General features: G+C 72.3%; 20 protein-coding genes and 1 riboswitch. Of the genes, 12 read left to right on the top strand and 8 right to left on the bottom strand.

What is annotated here, in order from left to right; translation table 11 throughout:
* Window positions 1-349: 349 nt before the first annotated feature.
* Complete coding sequence (locus tag ABD52_RS10525; RefSeq protein WP_047891672.1) at window positions 350-997, top strand: C39 family peptidase; 648 nt, start codon at window positions 350-352, stop codon at window positions 995-997.
* Between the two features lie 56 nt (window positions 998-1,053).
* Here ABD52_RS10525 and dusB read toward each other — a convergent pair whose 3' ends face one another.
* Complete coding sequence (gene dusB / locus ABD52_RS10520) at window positions 1,054-2,217, bottom strand: tRNA dihydrouridine synthase DusB (protein WP_013287938.1); 1,164 nt, start codon at window positions 2,215-2,217, stop codon at window positions 1,054-1,056.
* Between the two features lie 178 nt (window positions 2,218-2,395).
* On the opposite strand from dusB, the gene ABD52_RS10515 reads away from it, so the two are divergent.
* The gene (locus ABD52_RS10515) at window positions 2,396-3,367 is read left to right on the top strand and encodes a type IV toxin-antitoxin system AbiEi family antitoxin domain-containing protein (protein ID WP_047891671.1); all 972 of its coding nucleotides are present in this window, start codon (window positions 2,396-2,398) and stop codon (window positions 3,365-3,367) included.
* Window positions 3,368-3,422: 55 nt separating this feature from the next.
* Here the strand turns inward: ABD52_RS10515 and ABD52_RS10510 are convergent, their stop codons facing one another.
* The 3 genes from ABD52_RS10510 to ABD52_RS10500 form a co-directional block, all read right to left on the bottom strand.
* Entirely contained in the window at window positions 3,423-4,802 is a 1,380-nt protein-coding gene (locus tag ABD52_RS10510) for a glycine--tRNA ligase (protein ID WP_047891670.1), read from the bottom strand.
* A 113-nt stretch (window positions 4,803-4,915) separates the two neighbouring features.
* A complete protein-coding gene (locus ABD52_RS10505; protein WP_013287941.1) occupies window positions 4,916-5,389 on the bottom strand; it encodes a hypothetical protein in 474 nt (157 codons plus the stop codon).
* A gap of 94 nt (window positions 5,390-5,483) precedes the next feature.
* A complete protein-coding gene (locus tag ABD52_RS10500) occupies window positions 5,484-5,825 on the bottom strand; it encodes an antibiotic biosynthesis monooxygenase (RefSeq protein WP_013287942.1) in 342 nt (113 codons plus the stop codon).
* Window positions 5,826-5,852: 27 nt separating this feature from the next.
* Here ABD52_RS10500 and ABD52_RS10495 point away from each other — a divergent pair, with 27 nt between their 5' ends.
* From ABD52_RS10495 to ABD52_RS40165, 7 genes are all read left to right on the top strand, one after another.
* Window positions 5,853-6,116: a DUF6703 family protein gene (locus ABD52_RS10495; RefSeq protein WP_013287943.1), complete on the top strand. Its 264-nt coding sequence runs from the start codon at window positions 5,853-5,855 to the stop codon at window positions 6,114-6,116.
* 88 nt (window positions 6,117-6,204) lie between these two features.
* Window positions 6,205-7,152 carry a metal ABC transporter substrate-binding protein gene (locus ABD52_RS10490; RefSeq protein ID WP_047891669.1) on the top strand — a complete coding sequence of 316 codons (948 nt, stop codon included), beginning with the start codon at window positions 6,205-6,207 and terminating at the stop codon, window positions 7,150-7,152.
* Entirely contained in the window at window positions 7,149-7,913 is a 765-nt protein-coding gene (locus tag ABD52_RS10485; protein WP_047891668.1) for a metal ABC transporter ATP-binding protein, read from the top strand. Before ABD52_RS10490 ends, ABD52_RS10485 begins: the two co-directional genes overlap by 4 nt.
* Before the next feature lies 1 nt (window position 7,914).
* Window positions 7,915-8,790, top strand: a complete 876-nt coding sequence (locus ABD52_RS10480; RefSeq protein ID WP_047891667.1) for a metal ABC transporter permease — start codon at window positions 7,915-7,917, stop codon at window positions 8,788-8,790.
* 43 nt (window positions 8,791-8,833) lie between these two features.
* On the top strand, window positions 8,834-9,136 hold the full coding sequence (locus ABD52_RS10475; RefSeq protein ID WP_013287947.1) for a metalloregulator ArsR/SmtB family transcription factor: 303 nt from the start codon (window positions 8,834-8,836) through the stop codon (window positions 9,134-9,136).
* 52 nt (window positions 9,137-9,188) lie between these two features.
* Complete coding sequence (locus tag ABD52_RS10470; protein WP_013287948.1) at window positions 9,189-9,794, top strand: hypothetical protein; 606 nt, start codon at window positions 9,189-9,191, stop codon at window positions 9,792-9,794.
* A gap of 9 nt (window positions 9,795-9,803) precedes the next feature.
* On the top strand, window positions 9,804-9,971 hold the full coding sequence (locus ABD52_RS40165) for a hypothetical protein (RefSeq protein WP_013287949.1): 168 nt from the start codon (window positions 9,804-9,806) through the stop codon (window positions 9,969-9,971).
* A 57-nt stretch (window positions 9,972-10,028) separates the two neighbouring features.
* Here the strand turns inward: ABD52_RS40165 and ABD52_RS10465 are convergent, their stop codons facing one another.
* The 4 genes from ABD52_RS10465 to ABD52_RS10450 form a co-directional block, all read right to left on the bottom strand.
* Entirely contained in the window at window positions 10,029-12,002 is a 1,974-nt protein-coding gene (locus ABD52_RS10465; RefSeq protein WP_030274660.1) for an acyl-CoA dehydrogenase family protein, read from the bottom strand.
* A 108-nt stretch (window positions 12,003-12,110) separates the two neighbouring features.
* Entirely contained in the window at window positions 12,111-12,611 is a 501-nt protein-coding gene (locus ABD52_RS10460) for a DUF6328 family protein (RefSeq protein ID WP_013287951.1), read from the bottom strand.
* A 91-nt stretch (window positions 12,612-12,702) separates the two neighbouring features.
* A complete protein-coding gene (locus ABD52_RS10455) occupies window positions 12,703-13,452 on the bottom strand; it encodes a sugar isomerase domain-containing protein (RefSeq protein WP_013287952.1) in 750 nt (249 codons plus the stop codon).
* Window positions 13,449-14,285, bottom strand: coding sequence for an alpha/beta fold hydrolase (locus tag ABD52_RS10450; protein WP_030274658.1), 837 nt, complete (start codon window positions 14,283-14,285; stop codon window positions 13,449-13,451). The genes ABD52_RS10455 and ABD52_RS10450 overlap by 4 nt, the downstream gene beginning before the upstream one ends.
* Window positions 14,286-14,361: 76 nt before the next feature.
* A riboswitch (TPP riboswitch) is annotated at window positions 14,362-14,468 on the top strand.
* A gap of 74 nt (window positions 14,469-14,542) precedes the next feature.
* Here ABD52_RS10450 and ABD52_RS10445 point away from each other — a divergent pair.
* From ABD52_RS10445 to ABD52_RS10435, 3 genes are all read left to right on the top strand, one after another.
* Window positions 14,543-15,136 carry an ECF transporter S component gene (locus ABD52_RS10445; protein WP_047891666.1) on the top strand — a complete coding sequence of 198 codons (594 nt, stop codon included), beginning with the start codon at window positions 14,543-14,545 and terminating at the stop codon, window positions 15,134-15,136.
* An 85-nt stretch (window positions 15,137-15,221) separates the two neighbouring features.
* Window positions 15,222-16,640 carry an ABC transporter ATP-binding protein gene (locus ABD52_RS10440; protein ID WP_047891665.1) on the top strand — a complete coding sequence of 473 codons (1,419 nt, stop codon included), beginning with the start codon at window positions 15,222-15,224 and terminating at the stop codon, window positions 16,638-16,640.
* Complete coding sequence (locus ABD52_RS10435; RefSeq protein WP_047891664.1) at window positions 16,637-17,437, top strand: energy-coupling factor transporter transmembrane protein EcfT; 801 nt, start codon at window positions 16,637-16,639, stop codon at window positions 17,435-17,437. Before ABD52_RS10440 ends, ABD52_RS10435 begins: the two co-directional genes overlap by 4 nt.
* Window positions 17,438-17,502 lie beyond the last annotated feature (65 nt).

Below are 17,502 nucleotides of genomic sequence, written 5' to 3'. Positions count from 1 at the left end.
GGCACCCGTGGGGTGGAATCGGGGGTGGGTGCGGGGCGTTGTACATGGCAGACCGCGCCGCTCCCGCCGACCGCCCGCCCCCTCGGGCCGGGAATCAGGCCGGGACGCCGGTCGTTACATCCCGGAGCCGCCGAGCAGGCCGACAGCGCCTGTCGAGCCGGCCCCACCGCCGGGCAGCGCCCCCGGGAATGACCCCGGACCCCCGGTCGTTACATCCCCGAGCCGCCGGAGCAGGCCACCCCCCTGGCCGCCCGAGCGAGCCACCGGCCCGACGCACATACCGGGCCACCTGATCTTTCTTCGCGGCATCCCCCATCGCCGCGTACCCCCGACAGAGAGGCAACTGATCATGGCTACCACTCTGCTGCGCAAGACCGCTCTGACCGTCGCCGGTATCGCCGCCACCGCCGGTGGCATCGCCGGCCCCGCCATCGCCGCCCAGGCCACCCCGGCCGAGCGCGCCGCCCAGGTCGTCACCACCGACCGCAAGCACGGCGAGCGTGAGCTGGACGTGCGCTACGAGGCGCAGCCCAACTTCTACTTCTGCGGCCCGGCCGCGGCCCGTAACGCGCTGAGCGTGCAGGGCAAGAACATCGACGTGGACGCCATGGCCAAGGAGATGGGCACCACCGAGGCCGGCACCAACTCCATCAACGACATCACGCCGGTGCTCAACAAGGAGACCGGTAAGGACGTCTACAAGTCGACCGAGATCCCGGTGGACAAGGCCGGTGAGAAGGTGGAGAAGCTGCGTGCCGACGTGGTGCGCACTGTGGACGACGGCCGGGCCGTGGTGGCGAACATCGCCGGCACCGCGACCGACACCGACGGCAACACCCACTCGTTCGAGGGTGGCCACTACATCAGCGTGGTCGGCTACCGCGACGGAGGCAAGGTCGTGACGATCGCCGACTCGGCGAACCCGGACCAGGCCTCGTACCGGATGGACGTGGACGCCCTGGCGCACTGGATCGCCAGCCGCGGCTACAGCTCCTGACACATCGGCACAGCGAAGGGCCCGACCCCGAACGGGGTCGGGCCCTTCGGCGTCTCTCAGCCGCCGGAGTCGTCCAGCTCGGCGCCGTCGGGCGGGGTGTCGTCGTCGCGGCTGGCCAGCCAGCCGTCGGGCAGGAAGACCTTGCCCGGGGAGTTGGTGCGGCCACGCGGCTGGCCGAGGTTCTCCACCGGGAACGGTACGGCCGGGTCGAGCTTGCCGAGCAGGTCGTCGAGCTGCGCCAGGCTCTCGATCATGGCGAGCGAGCGGCGCAGTTCGCTGCCGATCGGGAAGCCCTTCAGGTACCAGGCGACGTGCTTGCGGAAGTCGGTGCAGCCGTCCCGCTCGCCGCGGGCCGGGTTGCGCGCGCCCGCCACGAACTGCTCCACCAGCAGTTCGGCGTGCCGCCGCATGGTCACCGCCACCTCGCCGAGGCTCGGTAGCCGCCGCTCGGCGCTCCCGTTGAACGCGGCCTCCAGGTCGGCGAACAGCCACGGCCGGCCCAGGCAGCCGCGCCCGATCACCACGCCGTCGACGCCGGTGTGCGCGACCATCCGCAGCGCGTCGTCGGCCTCCCAGATGTCGCCGTTGCCGAGCACCGGCACGTCGAGCGCCGACTTGAGCGTGGCGATCGCATCCCAGTCGGCGGTGCCGGAGTAGCGCTGCGCGGCCGTACGCCCGTGCAGGGCGACCGCCGCGACGCCCGCGTCCTGGGCCGCCAGCCCCGCCTCGACGTACGTCAGGTGGTCGTCGTCGATGCCCTTGCGCATCTTGACGGTGACCGGCACTCCGGCGGGTGACGCGGCGTCCACCGCGGCCCTGACCAGCCGGGCGAACAGCCGGCGGCGCCACGGCAGGGCCGAGCCGCCGCCCCGGCGGGTCACCTTGGGCACCGGGCAGCCGAAGTTCAGGTCGATGTGGTCGGCCAGGTCGCGCTCGACCACGATCCGCACGGCGGCGGCGGTGATCTCCGGGTCGGTGCCGTAGAGCTGGAGGCTGCGGGGCTTCTCCTCGGCGCCGAAGGCGATCATGCGCAGCGTCTTCGGGTTCCGCTCGACGAGCGCGCGGGTGGTGATCATCTCGCAGACGTAGATGCCGCCGCCCTGCTCACGGCAGAGCCGGCGGAAGCCGACGTTGGTGATCCCGGCCATCGGCGCGAGCACCACCGGCGGCCACACCCGGTGCGGGCCGATGGTCAACGCGGGCAGGGTCGGGGCAGTCACCGCACAAGTGTAAGGAAGGGCCCCCTCTTAACGTCTCCGGTAGAGCAGGGGCCCCTTGTTAACAGGGCACATATCACAGCCGGCCAGCCCGGCGGGCGTTCTCCACAACCGGGGCGGCTGTCCACAGGACGGGCGGACGGGCAGGAGGAGCAGCGGTCGAGCCCGCACGCTGCCGGGCATGCGCGAACAGCCACCCGAACTCAGCGACCTGGCCGAGCGCCAGCAGCAGATCGTCACCCGGACGCAGCTGCTCGGCGTCGGATACGACGACATGTACCTGTACCGGCAGACCCGGCGCGGCCTGTGGCAGCGCGTGCTGCCGGCCACGTACGCGCTCGTCACCGGCACCCTCACCGACGAGCAACGACGCATCTCGGCGGCGCTCTACGCGGGCGCCGACGCGCAGCTCACCGGCCTGGCCGCCCTGATCTGGTACGGCTTCCGGCACAGTCCGCGCACCGCTGACGTACACCTGATCCTGCCGCACCACGTGCGGCGCCGCTCGGCCGGTCACGCGGTGATCGCGCGGGCCCTGGAGCTTGATCCGCGGGCCCGCCGGACCGCGCTGTACCCGGTGTGCTCGCCGGCCCGGGCGGTCGTGGACGCCGCCCGCGACCTGCGCCGGCTGCGGCCGGTACGGGCGACGGTGGCCGAGGCCGTGCAGCGCGGTTTCACCGACCTGGACAGCCTGGACGCGGAGATCCGCCGGGCCCGGCGCAGCCGCACCGCCCTGATCCGGAAGGCGTTCGCGGAGATCACCGACGGGGTCCGCTCGGCGCCGGAGACGGAGCTGCGGGAGTGCCTGGGCGGCAGCGGCGTGCTCGGCGGGATCCTGTGGAACCCGCGGCTGTCGGCGGCCGACGGCACCCGGCTGCCGACGCCGGACGGCTACCTCGCCGACTGCGCGGTGGCGCTGGAGGTCGACTCGCGGGAGTACCACCTCAGCCCGAACGACTGGGCGCGGACGCTGGACCGACACAACGAGCTGAGCCGGTACGGGGTGCTCATCCTGCACTTCACGCCGGCGCAGATCCGCCGGGAGCCGGGCCGTGTGCGGCGGATGGTGGAGGACGCGTACGCGGCCCGGCGCGGGCTGGGCGCCGGGACCGGCGTACGGGCGGAGCCGATCTCCCCCGGCGACGGGTGTTAAGAAGGGGCCCCTTCTCTACGCGAGGCGTTAAGAAGGGGCCCTTCCTTACATCAGGTCAGCAGCCGGGCAGGCGCTCGATCAGGTAGCGCTCGACCTGGTCCAGCGAGACGCGCTCCTGGGCCATGGTGTCCCGGTTCCGGACCGTGACCGCGTTGTCGTCGAGCGTGTCGAAGTCGACTGTGACGCAGAACGGCGTGCCGATCTCGTCCTGCCGGCGGTAGCGGCGGCCGATCGCCTGCGAGTCGTCGAACTCGACCATCCAGCGCTTGCGCAGGTCGGTGGCGAGCTGCTTGGCCTTCGGCGACAGCGCCTCGTTGCGCGACAGCGGCAGCACGGCGACCTTGACCGGGGCCAGGCGCGGGTCGAACCGCATGACGGTGCGCTTGTCCACGCCGCCCTTGGTGTTCGGCGCCTCGTCCTCGTCGTACGCCTCGAGCAGGAACGCCAGCACCGCGCGGGTGAGGCCGGCGGCCGGCTCGATCACGTACGGCATCCAGCGCTCGCCCTTGCCCTGGTCGAAGTACGACAGGTCGACGCCGGAGTGCTTGCTGTGCGTGGACAGGTCGAAGTCGGTGCGGTTGGCGATGCCCTCCAGCTCGGCGAACTCGCTGCCGCCGAACCGGAACCGGTACTCGATGTCTACGGTGCGCTTCGAGTAGTGGGAGAGCTTCTCCTTGGGGTGCTCGTAGAAGCGCAGGTTCTCCTCGGACAGGCCCAGGTCGAGGTACCAGTTCCAGCGCTCGGAGAGCCAGTACTCGTGCCACTGCTCGTCGGTGCCCGGCTCGACGAAGAACTCCATCTCCATCTGCTCGAACTCACGGGTCCGGAAGATGAAGTTGCCGGGGGTGATCTCGTTGCGGAACGACTTGCCGGTCTGCGCGATGCCGAACGGCGGCTTCTTGCGGGCGACCGTCTCCACGTTCTTGTAGTTGACGAAGATGCCCTGGGCGGTCTCCGGGCGCAGGTAGTGCATGCCCTCGTCGCTCTCCACCGGGCCCAGGTAGGTCTTCATCAGGCCGTTGAACATCTTCGGCTCGGTGAAGGTGCCCTTGTTGCCGCAGTTGGGGCAGTTCAGCTCCGTCAGCGAGGTCAGCGGCTTGCCGTGCTTGGCCTCGTACGCCTCTTCCAGGTGGTCGGCCCGGAACCGCTTGTGGCAGGACTGGCACTCGGTCAGCGGGTCGACGAACTCGGCGATGTGGCCGCTGGCCTCCCAGACCTTGCGGGCCAGGATGACCGCCGAGTCGAGGCCGACGACGTCGTCGCGCTGCTGCACCATGGTCCGCCACCACTGCCGGCGGACGTTCTCCTTCAGCTCGACGCCGAGCGGACCGTAGTCCCACGCCGACCGGGTGCCCCCGTAGATCTCGCTGGAGGGAAAGACGAAGCCCCGGCGCTTGGCGAGGCTGGTGACGGCGTCGATACGGTCGGCTGGCATGTTTCCTCCTACGCCGGCTGGCGGTCGGCGCGGTTGAGATGGATGGAACCGGGCTGTTCGGGACAACGGTACGACCGTGTCCGTCCCGAGCCCAGCAGAATACCGGGGGCCGGTCAGCTCACCCCGCAGACCTCCACGCCGCCCGTCTGCTGGTCCGGTGCGAGCGTCACGGTCTGCGCCTCCCGCCGGCCGCCGGCGAGCGTGACGTCCACCGGCACGGTGAGCGTGGTGAGGTCGACCTCGCCCACCCGGTAGCCGGAGATCTGCGGCTCGGTCGCCACCCGGCGCTCGAACTCGCGCCGGGGCTCGCGTCGCCGGATGTCGTCGCAGAGCGTGTCGTACGCCTTGGACCACTCCCGGGCCACGAGCGCCTGGTAGTAGTCGTTCGTGACCGCCCGGCCCTGCTCACCGATCGCCTGGGCGTTGCTCACCGCCAGGCCGACCACTGCCGCCCCGCCCCCACCGCAGCAGATCAGCACTGCGAGCGCGCCCGCGCCGAGGCCGAGCCAGAGCCGGGTCCGCCCGCCCTCGGTGGGCGGGGCGGCGAACGGCGGCGCGGCGCCGGGCCCCTGCGGCGGCGCGGGCACCCCGTGTTCCGCCGGCAGTGCGGGCGGAACGGATGACGGGGGCGGCGCGGCCGGTCCGGGAGCGGTCATACGCGCCAGGGTAGTGCCCCGGCACTCAGCGATACGGACCTGCGGCGCGATCGCTGGCGACGACGACGATCTCACCCTCGGGGGCGGCGCTGGCGAGCGTCTCGTACGCCGACGGCTCGTCCACCGATCGGGCGAGCAGCGGCACGGCGGTGACCTTGACGTCGAATCCGCCGAGCGCCCGCCGGTACGCACCGACCGACTCCCACTCGGTGATCAGGACCCAGTGGTCCGGGTCGTCGAGCGCCCGCAGCAGTTCACCGCGCAGGTAGCCGGGGCGGGCGGCGAGCGCGGCCAGCGCGGCGTGCGCCGCACGGGTGAACTCGTCCACCGTTTCGGCTTCCACCACGAAGCGGTTGGTGACCAGCACGGGGTTCCTCCTCGTAGAGTTTGTGGCATGCAGCGTACGCAGAGTCCCGTGCTGTCCCGGTTGGCACGGCTCAACCCGACGGCGGTGTTCCTGGCCGCGCTGGCCCTGGTGCTTGTCGGCCTCTTCGCGCCCGGCCCGGCGGGCGGCGTCCTGCTGCTCGTGCTGGCCGGCGTGCTGGTCTGGCTGATGTCGGTCACCTGGCCGGTGCAGGCCCCGGCGACCCGGATGCTCCGGCTGGTGATGCTCACCTTGTTGATCGCGGTGGCGCTGGCGAAGCTCATGGTCGGCTGACTCGGGCAAACAGAACCAAGCTGACCTGCGCTGACATGCAATCATGCGTTTTTGACAATAGTTTTCGTTGTCGCGGACAGTTGAGCCCATGACCGTTCGTGCACCTCGCCGTATCCTGACCGCCGCAGCCACCGCCCTGCTCGCCGCCGCCGGCCTGACCGCCTGCGCGGACGGCACAGGCGGCGCGAGCGGGCCGGGCAGGGTCGACGTGGTGGCCGCGTTCTACCCGCTCCAGTTCCTGGCCGAGCGGATCGGCGGCGACACGGTCGCGGTCAGCAACCTGACCAAGCCCGGCGCCGAGCCGCACGACCTGGAACTCAACCCGCGGCAGGTCGGCCAGGTCGTCGACGCCGACGTGGTCGTCTACCTCAGCGGCTTCCAGCCGGCGGTGGACGAGGCGGTGGAGCAGAACGGCGGCGACCGCGCGTTCGACGTGGCGGGCGTGACGCCGCTGCGGGACGCGGCCGCCGGTGGCCCCGACCACGATCACGAGGGCGAGGCCGGGCACGCCGAGGAGGGCGGCGGCAAGGACCCGCACGTCTGGCTCGACCCGACCCGGCTGGCCACCATCGGCGACAAGCTCGCCGAGCGCCTCGGCAAGGCCGACCCGGACCACGCCGCCGACTACACCGCCCGCGCCGGCGCGCTGCGCACCGAGCTGACGAAGCTGGACACCGAGTACGCCGACGGCCTGCGCACCTGCCAGCGCCGGGAGATCGTCACCAGCCACACCGCGTTCGGCTACCTGACCGAGCGCTACCAGCTGGAACAGATCGGCATCAGCGGGCTCACCCCGGAGTCCGAGCCGTCCCCGAAGCGCCTCGCCGAGGTCGCCGAGGAGGCCCGGGAGCACCAGGCCGGCACGATCTTCTTCGAGACCCTGGTCAGCCCGAAGGTCGCCGAGACGATCGCGCGTGAGGTCGGGGCGAAGACGGCCGTCCTGGACCCGCTGGAGGGCCCGCCCGCCGACGGCGACTACCTCTCCGCGATGCGCACCAACCTGCAGACCCTGCGAACCGCTCTGGACTGTTCATGACCTCACCCGTGATCGAGATCGCGCACGCCACAGTCGGCTACGACGGCCGCCCGGTGCTGCGGGACGTCTCGTTGACAGTGACCGCCGGCGAGGTGGTCGCCGTGCTCGGCGCCAACGGCTCCGGCAAGTCGACGCTCGTGCGCGCCGCGCTCGGCCTGGTGCCGGTCGGCGCCGGGTCGGTCGCCCTGTTCGGCACGCCGCAGCGCCGCTTCCGGCAGTGGCACCGCATCGGGTACGTGCCGCAGCGGCTCGGCGCGGGCAGCGGAGTACCAGCCACCGTGCGCGAGGTGGTGGCGTCCGGGCGGCTGGCCCGCCGGGGCGTGCTGCGTCCCTCCGGGCGGGCGGACCGGGAGGCGGTGGCGGCGGCACTGGACGCGGTCGGGCTCGCCGACCGGGCCGGTGACCCGGTGTCCACGCTCTCCGGCGGCCAGCAGCAGCGCACCCTGATCGCCCGCGCGCTGGCCGGCGGGCCGGAGCTGCTGGTGCTGGACGAGCCGACCGCCGGGGTGGACGCTGCGAGCCAGGAGGCGTTCGCCGGGGCGCTGCGCGCGTTCCGCGACGGCGGCGGCACGGTCCTGCTCGTCGCGCACGAGCTGGGCCCGCTGCGCCCGCTGATCAGCCGGGCCGTGGTGGTGCACCAGGGCGGGATCGCCCACGACGGCGCGGTGCCCGAACCGGCCGGCCACCACGCCGACCCGGACCACGAGCACGTGCACCCGCACTGCGACGAGGAGCCCGCCCGGCTCTGGACAGGCATCTGAGATGGATCTCTTCCAGTACGACTTCATGCTCCGCGCCCTGGTCGGCGCGCTGATCATCGGGCTGGCCGCCCCGGCGCTCGGCATCTACCTGGTGCAGCGCCGGCTGGCGTTGATCGGCGACGGGCTCGGGCACGTGGCGCTCACCGGCGTCGGTGCGGGACTGCTGCTCAACCGCTCCCCCGTGCTGGTGGCGGTGATCGCCGCGACGCTCGGCGCGGTCGTGATCGAGCTGGTCCGCGCGTACGGGCGCACCTCCGGCGACCTGGCGCTGGCGTTGCTGTTCTACGGCGGCATCGCCGGTGGCGTGATGCTGGTCGGGCTGTCCGACGCCAGCAGCGGGTCGCTCAACGCGTACCTGTTCGGGTCGCTGACCACCACCTCCCGCACCGACCTGATCACCATCGGAGTGCTCGGCGCGGTGCTGCTGGTGACCATGCTGGTGCTGCGCCCGGCGCTGTTCGCGGTCTGCCACGACGAGGAGTACGCCCGGGTGTCCGGCCTGCCGGTGCGGGCGCTGAACCTGCTCATCGCGGTCGGCACCGCGGTCACGGTGACCATCGCCATGCGGGCGGTCGGGGTGCTGCTGATCAGCGCGCTGATGGTGGTGCCGGTGGCGACCGCGCAGCAGGTGACCCGGGGCTTCCGCTCCACCATGACGGCGGCCATGGCGCTGGGCCTGTTCGCCGCCGGCACCGGGGTCTGGGTGGCCGCGACCGCCGGCACCGCGCCCGGCGCATCGGTGGTGCTCGTGGCGATCGGCTCGTTCCTGCTGGTCGCGCTCGCGGCGGCCGGTCTGCGGGCGCTGCGGCGGCGGGTGCGGGCCGACCGGGCCACGCCCCCGTCCGAGCCGGTCGAGCACGAGGTGCTGCTGCGGTGAGGCCCTGCCCGCCGGCGCAGCTGGGATTGGTTACCGTTACAGGGTGACCGGCACGAACGGGTACGACGCCTTCGAGGGTGCGGGTGACCTGCTGCGCGCGCTCTCGGCCCCGATCCGGCTCGCGATCGTCAGCGAGCTGGCCGAGGGCGAACGTTGCGTGCACGAGCTGGTCGAGAAGCTCGGCGCGCCGCAGCCGCTGGTCTCCCAGCACCTGCGGGTGCTGCGCGGCGCCGGGGTGGTGCGCGGGTCGCGGCGCGGCCGGGAGATCGCGTACGCGCTGGTCGACGACCACGTCGCGCACATCGTGGCGGACGCCGTCAGTCACGCCGGTGAAGGGTCGCACTGAGCGGGAAATCGGCCAGGTGCCGACGCGCCCGCGCCGTGGGACGCTGTCCGGCGTGAAGATCTACGCCGACCGTTTTCCCACCGCCGTCCGCCAGTTCCTCACCGACCTGCTCGTGGTCGTCTGGGTGTACGCGGCGATCCGCTTCGCGCTGTGGCTGCACGACGTGGTCGAGAAGCTCGCCGTACCGGGGCAGAAGCTGGAGGGGGCCGGCGGCGGACTCGCCGACAACCTGGCCGACGCCGGCGGCAAGGTCGGCCGGGTGCCGATCGTCGGCGACGAGCTGACCGCGCCGTTCACCCGGGCCGCCGACGCCGCCCGCTCGGTCGCCGAGGCGGGCCGCGACCAGCAGGAGCTGGTCGGGCAGCTCGCGCTCGGGCTGACCGTCGCGGTGCTGGTGTTCCCGCTCGGCCTGGTGCTGTTCGGCTGGCTGCCGCTGCGCCTGCGCTGGATGCGCCGGGCCGGCGCGGCGAAGGCACTGGCGGGTGTCCCGGCCGGCCGGGACCTGCTGGCGTTGCGCGCGCTGGCCGGTCAGCCGCTGTCGAAGCTGACCCGGATCGCGCCCGACGTCGCCGAGGCGTGGCGGCGCGGCGACGACGCGACTGTCGACGCGCTCGCCGCGCTGGAGCTGCGCGAACTGGGGCTGCGCGGCGGCCGGTAAGGTGTGCCGGTGCTGTACTTCCTGATCGTCGTCGCCGTGCTGCTGCTGGGGTACGCAGGCGTGCTGGTGAGTTTCGTCCGCAAGGGCCGCAAGATCCCGCCGTCGGCGTACCTGGTGCTGGCCGGCCTCAACGGCCTGATCCTGGCCGGCATCCTGGCCTGGGCGATCGCGCGCTGACCGCCCGGCGGCCGCGCTCGGCGGCCGTCCGGGCGGCACGGCCGCCTGGTGGTCCGGTCAGCCGGCGGGCGGGATGCGACGGCGTACGTCCTGCTCGGTGGACGGCCCCGGCTCCCAGCGGGCCACCCAGGGCAGGTCGGCGGGCGGGGTGACGACACCCTCCTCCACCGAGGCGTACCGGCCGGCGACGATCCGCTTGGCGGCGGCCACGTCGACCGAGTCGGTGTTCGACCACAGGCCGGTGAACAGCTCGTCGACGCGCAGCCGCGCCTGCCGGCAGAACAGGTCGGCCAGCTCGACGTTCTCCGGGTGCGCGTCCCGCTCGGCGTAGGCCCGGACGCAGACCGCGCTCATCGCGAACAGCTCCGCGCCGATGTCGACCACCCGGCCGAGGAACGCCTGCTTGCGCTCCATCTTCCCCTGCCACCGCGACATCGCGTAGAACGTCGACCGGGCCAGCTTGCGGGACGTCCGCTCGACGTGGCGCAGGTGCCCGGCCAGCGGCCCGAACTCCTGGTACGCCCCGGGCGTCTGCCCCTTCCCGACGGCGAGCGTGGGCAGCCACCTCGCGTAGAAGGCGCCGGCCCGCGCGCCCGCCTTCGCCTTGCGGCCCAGCCCGGCGTCGGGGTCGATGATGTCGCCCGCGACGGACAGGTGCGCGTCGACCGCCTCGCGGGCGATCAGCAGGTGCATGATCTCGGTGGAGCCCTCGAAGATCCGGTTGATCCGCAGGTCGCGCAGGAGCTGCTCGACAGCGGCCGGCCGTTCCCCCCGGGCGGCGAGCGAGTCGGCCGTCTCGTAGCCGCGGCCACCGCGGATCTGGATCAGCTCGTCGGCGATCCGCCAGGCCATCTCGCTGGCGTAGAGCTTGACCAGCGCCGCCTCGATCCGGATGTCGTTGCGGTCGTCGTCGGCGAGCATGCAGGACAGGTCGAGCATGGACTCCATGCCGTACGTGGTGGCGGCGATGAAGGCCAGCTTCTTCGCCACCGCCTCGTGCTCGCCCACCGGGCGGCCCCACTGGACCCGGTCCGCCGCCCACTCGCGGGCCACGTTGAGCGCCCACTTCCCGGCGCCGACGCACATGGCAGGCAGCGAGAGCCGGCCGGTGTTCAACGTGGTCAGCGCGATCTTGAGGCCCTTGCCCTCACCGCCGATCACGTTCTCCTTCGGCACGAACACGTCGTGGAACCGGGTGAGGCTGTTCTCCAGGCCGCGCAACCCGACGAAGGAGTTGCGCCGCTCCACGGTGATGCCGTCGCTGTCGCCCTCCACCACGAACGCGGTGATGCCGCCGCGCCGCCCCTCGCCGGCCGGCACCCGGGCCATCACCACCAGCAGCGTGGCGAGCGTGCCGTTCGTGGCCCAGAGCTTCACCCCGTTGAGCCGGTAGCCGGTGCCGTCGGCGGTCGGCTCGGCGGTGGTGGCGAGCCGGGCCGGGTCGGAGCCGACGTCCGGCTCGGTGAGCAGGAACGCGGAGACCTCACCGGCGGCGAGCCGGGGCAGGAACCGTTCCTTCTGCTCGGGCGTGCCGAACATCTTCAGCGGCTGCGGCACGCCGATCGACTGGTGCGCGGAGAGCAGCGCGCTGACCGCCGGGTTCACCGAGCCGACGAGCATCAGCGCCCGGCAGTAGTGCAGGTTGCTCAGCCCCAGCCCGCCGTACTTACGGTCGATCTTCATGCCGAACGTGCCGAGCCCGGCCAGGCCGTGGAACACCTCGTCGGGGATGCGCGCGTCCCGCTCGATCGCCTCGCCGTCCACCTCGGACGTCAGGTACGCGCGCAGCGAGCCGAGGAACTCGTCGGCGCGGGCCACCTCGGCCGGATCGGGGCGGGGCCACGGGTCGATCAGGTCGAGCCGGAAGCGGCCGAGGAACAGTTCCTTGCCGAAGCTGGGCCGGTCCCAGGCCGACTCGCGGGCGGCCTCGGCGACCTGCCGGGCCTCCTTCTCGGAGACCTGGCCCGCCTCGGCGGGCAGCGGCCCCGCGCCGTCTGGTGACTCGGGCCGGCTGTTCTGTGTCGTGGTCACGGCTGCCTCCTCGTCGGTCCGGCTGCGTCGACGCGTTCGACGAAAACGACGCTACCCCCGGGTGTTACCCAGGGGTAGCGCTGCGTGCACGTCCGATTTGGCGGACGGTCAGTCGGTGAGCGTCTGCGGGTTGTCGTCCTCGTCGTCGATGTCGTCCTCACCCCAGTTGCGCCGGCTGAACGGCAGGATGGCCCAGAAGATCAGGAACCAGAGGCCGGTGAGCGCGCTGAGCAGGAACGCGATCGGCCGGTCCAGCACGAAGTCGGTGACCAGCAGGACCGAGCTGACCATCGCGATCAGCATGAAGAACAGGCCGCCGGTGGCCATCCGGTGGGCGAACCGGACCAGCTCCGGCTTACGCCCCTGCCGGAACAGCGCCCGGTGGAACGCGACCGGAGAAATGATCATCGCGGCGGACGCGGCGGCGGTCAGCAGCGCCACGATGTAGACGTCGCGCTGGAACTCCGTGGTCCGGCCGAACCCGTTGCTGAACGGCAGCGTCAGCAGGAAGGCGAAGAGGATCTGCACGCCGGTCTGCGCGACCCGCAGCTCCTGCAACAGATCGGCGAAGTTGCGCTGCCAGCGCTGCTTCTCGGATTCCTTGGACACTCGCGGACCTCCCCGGGAGACGGCACGGCCGGCGGGTGAACGCCCACCGGCAGGACCGCCTGTGCCCCGTACGGATGATCACGAAACCGGTTCAGGAACCGCGGCGGATCCGGCCCGCGTACCGTGCCTCCAGTTCGGCGTTGTGCTCGTCGCCGCCGGTGATGTTCGCGGACAGGTAGACCGGCGGGCGCTGCCCCGCCGCGACCAGCCGGGCCACCACCTCGGCAACGATCTGCTGGGCGAGCAGCGCCGCGGTGATCGAGGAGACCGCGCCGACCGCGCCGCCGCCCGGCAGCGGCAGCGTGGCGTCGCCGTACGGGGCGCCGTTGTCCAGCACCACGTCGGCGAAGTCGGCGAGCTTGCGGCCGGACGGGTGCCGCGAGGTCATCCGCGCCGAGTGCTGTGCCGACGTGATCGCCACCAGGCCGTGCCCGCGTTCCTTCACGATGGACGCGAACTCGACCATCGCCCCGTTCACGCCCGAGTTCGAGGCCAGCACGAACACGTCCTGCGGCCGGATCGGCGCCAGCTCGTAGAGGCGGTGCGCCACCGCCGGGTCGCGTTCCAGCTTCGGGCCGAGCACGTCGGCCGGGTCGCCGCCGATCAGCACCAGGTCACGCAGCGCGATCCGGTTGGTGGGCACCAGCCCGCCGGCCCGGCCGGCGATCTCCATGGCCAGCGCCTCGGAGTGCCCGGTGCCGAACGCGTGCACCACACCGTCGGCGCGCAGCGCCGCCGCGATCAGGTCGGCCGCGTCGGCCACGTTCTGCCGCTGCTCGGCGGCGACCCGGCCGATCGTCTCGGTCACCACCGCCAGGTACGCCTCGGCGCTCACCGTCATGCCTCCTCCGTTCCCGCGCACCGGGCGAGGATCGCCTCGGCCAGCGGGCCGGGCGCCTCGTCCGGGATCCAGTGGCTGACGCCGGACAGCGTCACGAACCGGTAGTCACCGGTGACGTGCGCGGCGCATGCCTGCGCGGCCGTCCGGCCGATCGCCACGTCCTTGTCGCTCCACACGAACGTGGTCGGCACCCCGACCGGGGCGACCGCCTTCATGTCCGCACCGGTCATCGCGCGGTACCAGTTCAGCGCCGCCGTCAACGCGCCCGGCTCGCGCATCGGCTCGGCGTACCGGGCCACCACGTCGGCGTCACCCACTCCGCTCAGCAGCTTGCGCAGCGTGGCGCCGTTCCACGCCAGCAGCACCTTCTCCGCCGTACCGGGCTTGCGGAACAACGCGATGTAGGCGGACTTGACCTTCTGCCGCGGGTCGGTGGCGAGCGCGTGCCCCATCGCGGCCGGGTGCGGCACCGACACCGCGGTCAGCGTCCGCACCCGCTCCGGGTGCGCCGCCGCCAGCCCCCACGCCACGATCGCGCCCCAGTCGTGGCCGACCACGTGCGCGCCGGTCACCCCGAGCGCGTCCAGCACCGCGGCCGCGTCGGCCACCAGCTCCGGAATCCGGTACGCCCCGACGTCCGCCGGACGCGCGCCGGGCGAATAGCCGCGCTGGTCGAGCGCGTACGTGCGCAGCCCGGCGGCGTGCAGCGCGGGCGTGACCGCGTCCCACTCACCGGAGTGCTGCGGGAAGCCGTGCAGCAACAGGACCGGGTCACCGTCCTCGGGGCCGCCGGCGCGTACCTCGAACGTCAGTCCCCGCGCATCCACCAGCATGATCGCCACCATACCGACACTCGCCCTGCTGGGCCGGGGCCCGTGGTCGGTGCTAGCGTCTGCGACGAGACAACTTCACATCCGACAGGGGAGCGCACAGCGCTGAGAGTGCGGGCCGGTGCCCGCAGACCCTCGAACCTGATCTGGGTAATGCCAGCGCAGGGAGTTCGGTCGACCTCCAGCCGCGTCGCCGTCCGGTGACCACCGGGCGCGGCGTGCGTCTTCTCCTGGTTCACCTTGAGGAACTGGGAGCACCGATGGACAACAACACTACGAACAGGCAATGGCGCACCCTCGATATCGTGGTCGCTGCGGTTGTCGCAGTCGCCTTCGGCGTCGTGTTCCAGGTCTGGAATCTCATCTGGAAGGGCACCGAGGGGCCATTCGCGTTCTTCGCCCCACTACAGTCGATCATGTATGGCGTATGGCTGGTACCGAGTGTGCTCAGCGCATTGATCATCCGCAGGGCAGGGGCAGCGCTCTTCACCGAAACCGCCGCCGCAGCCGTGTCGGTACTGCTCGGTTCACCGTACGGGGCAATGGCCATTCTTCAGGGCGCGGTCCAAGGCGCCGGCGTCGAACTGGGTTTCGCCACGTCCCGGTACCGGTCCTATGGCCCCATGACGGCAGCCCTGGCGGGGGCGGTTGGCGGGCTTGCGGCCACGCTCTTCGACGCGCTGCTCTACTACCCGACGACGAGCTGGCTCACCTTCCGTCTGCCCTACATGGCGATCGGCGTGCTGAGCTGCCTCGTCGTGGCGGGTCTGGGCGGCGTCGCCCTGACCCGCGCACTGGCCGGCACGGGCGTCCTCGACCGCTTCCCGGCTGGCCGGGAACGCGCCTCCGTCTGACCCCTGACGCACACCACGATCTCGGGACCGGACCGTGCGGTCCCTGGTCGTGGACCCGGTGGACCCTCCGGAAGGGGACTCAGGAATGGGTGCCGTGGAATTACGGCGTTTCGGCTGGCGGCACGCCGGGCGTAAACGCTGGGCGCTGCGCGAGGTGGACCTGCGCATCGAACGCGGGGAGCGAGTGCTGTTGCTCGGCCCCTCTGGGGCGGGCAAGAGCACCCTGCTCGCCGCCATCGCCGGCCTGCTCGCCGAAGACTCCGGCGAGCAGGAGGGCACGGTCACCGTCGACGGGCTCGCGCCGCGGAAGACCCAGGAACGGGTCGGCGTTGTTTTCCAGGATCCAGAAAGCCAGCTGGTAATGGCCCGCAGCGGCGATGACGTCGCCTTCGGGCTGGAGAACCGGGGCATACCCGCCGAGGAGATCTGGCCCCGGGTGGACGAGGCGCTACGCCGGGTCGGCTTCCCGTACCACCGGGACCGGCCCACCGCCGCGCTCTCCGGCGGCGAGCAGCAGCGGTTGGCCCTGGCCGGGGCACTCGCCCTCCGGCCGGAGCTGATGTTGCTCGACGAGCCCACCGCCAACCTCGACCCGGCCGGCGCGGAACTGATCCGCACCGCCCTCAGCCGCGCCATAGCCGACGACACCACGCTGATCCTGGTTGAGCACAGGGTTGCCGAGGCGCTGCCGCTGGTCGACCGGGCGGTCGTGCTGGCGGCCGATGGCGAAATCCGAGCTGACGGACCGCCGGCCGAAGTATTCGCCCGGCACGGCGACGCGCTCGCCGCTGAGGGCGTCTGGGTGCCGGGCCACGCCGCGCCACGCCGGCCGGCGGGTGGCCCGGCCGCAGAACTGCTAATCGCCGCCCGCCGGCTCGGCCTTCCGCCCCGCCTGGCCCCCACCGACCTCGAGGTACGCGCCGGCGAGGCGCTCGCCGTTCTCGGCCCGAACGGCGCCGGCAAGTCTACGTTGGCACTGCTCCTGGGCGGCCTGCTACGCCCCGGCACCGGGGCGGTCACCGCATCGCCCGACCTGGCCGGGCGGGACGCGCGCACTCCCCCGCACCGCTGGCGGGCACCCGCGCTGGCCGGCCGGATCGGTACGGTCTTCCAGGATCCGGAGCACCAGTTCGTCACCGGCACGGTCCGCGACGAACTGGCGCTCGGGCCGCGCCGCACCGGCCAGTCCGAGCAGGCGGTCCGGGCCACCGTGGACGCCCTGCTCGAACGGCTGGGCCTGAGCCATTTGGCGGGCGCCAACCCGTACACCCTCTCCGGAGGCGAAGCGCGGCGGCTGAGCGTCGCGACCGCCCTGGCCACCGCGCCCCGCCTGATCATCTGCGACGAGCCGACCTTTGGCCAGGACCGGCGGACCTGGCTGGCGCTGGTCGACCTCTTCGCCGAACTGCGTGACGCCGGCCACGGCGTCCTCACGGTCACCCACGACGCGGAATTCGTCGCCGCCCTGGTCGATCGCACGGTCACGCTGGAGCGCCGCCCATGATCGACATCGAGCCGGTCGCGGCCCCGAACGCCCCGCTGGCGCGCCGCAATCCAGTGGCGAAGCTGGCCGCCGCACTGGTCTTTTCGATCGGCCTGCTGGCGACGCTGGACCCGGTCGCCCCGGCCCTCGCCCTCGCCGTCGAGTTGGCGGTGTTGCCACTGTTCGGTGTCCGCTTCCGGGTGTTGGCCCGGCGGGCCTGGCCGCTGCTGGCCAGCAGCGCTGGCATTCTCGTCACCCTGGTGCTCTTCACCGCAGAGCGGCCCGGTCAGGTTCTGCTGGAGGCCGGTCCGATCCCGATCACCTCCAGCGTGTTGATGACGGCGTTCGGCCTGGTACTCAGGCTGCTGGCCGTGGCGCTACCGGGGATCATCGTCTTCGCCACCACCGATGCCACCGACCTGACCGACGCGCTCATCCAGAACGCGAAGATGCCAGCCCGATTCGCTCTCGGCTCCTTGGCGGCCTTTCGACTGGTGCCCCTCCTGATGCAGGAGTGGCAGATGATCAGCATGGCGCGCCGCGCGCGTGGCGTGGACGCAGGGCGTAACCCGCTGGCGAAGCTGAGGCTGTTCGGGTCGACGACGTTCGCCCTGCTGGTCGGTGCGATCCGCCGGGGAACGCGGCTGGCCGTGGCGATGGATGCGCGCGGGTTCAATGCCGATGTCCCCCGCACGACAGCCCGCCGGCAGCGCTTCGTGCTCGCGGACGCACTACTGATCATCTCGGCTGCGCTGTCGGTAGCCGCAGCGCTGACGGTCAGCGCCCTTCTGGGGACCTTGCGCCCCCTCACGGGGTGATTCTGCCGGCCCACGGCGCGAGGAGCGGGTCATGGAAACAGGACTCATCAATATAAGCAGGTAGC

The sequence above is a fragment of the Micromonospora sp. RV43 genome (assembly GCF_001029515.1).
Lineage (GTDB): Bacteria > Actinomycetota > Actinomycetes > Mycobacteriales > Micromonosporaceae > Micromonospora > Micromonospora aurantiaca.
This window is presented reverse-complemented; position numbering and strand designations above follow the sequence as displayed.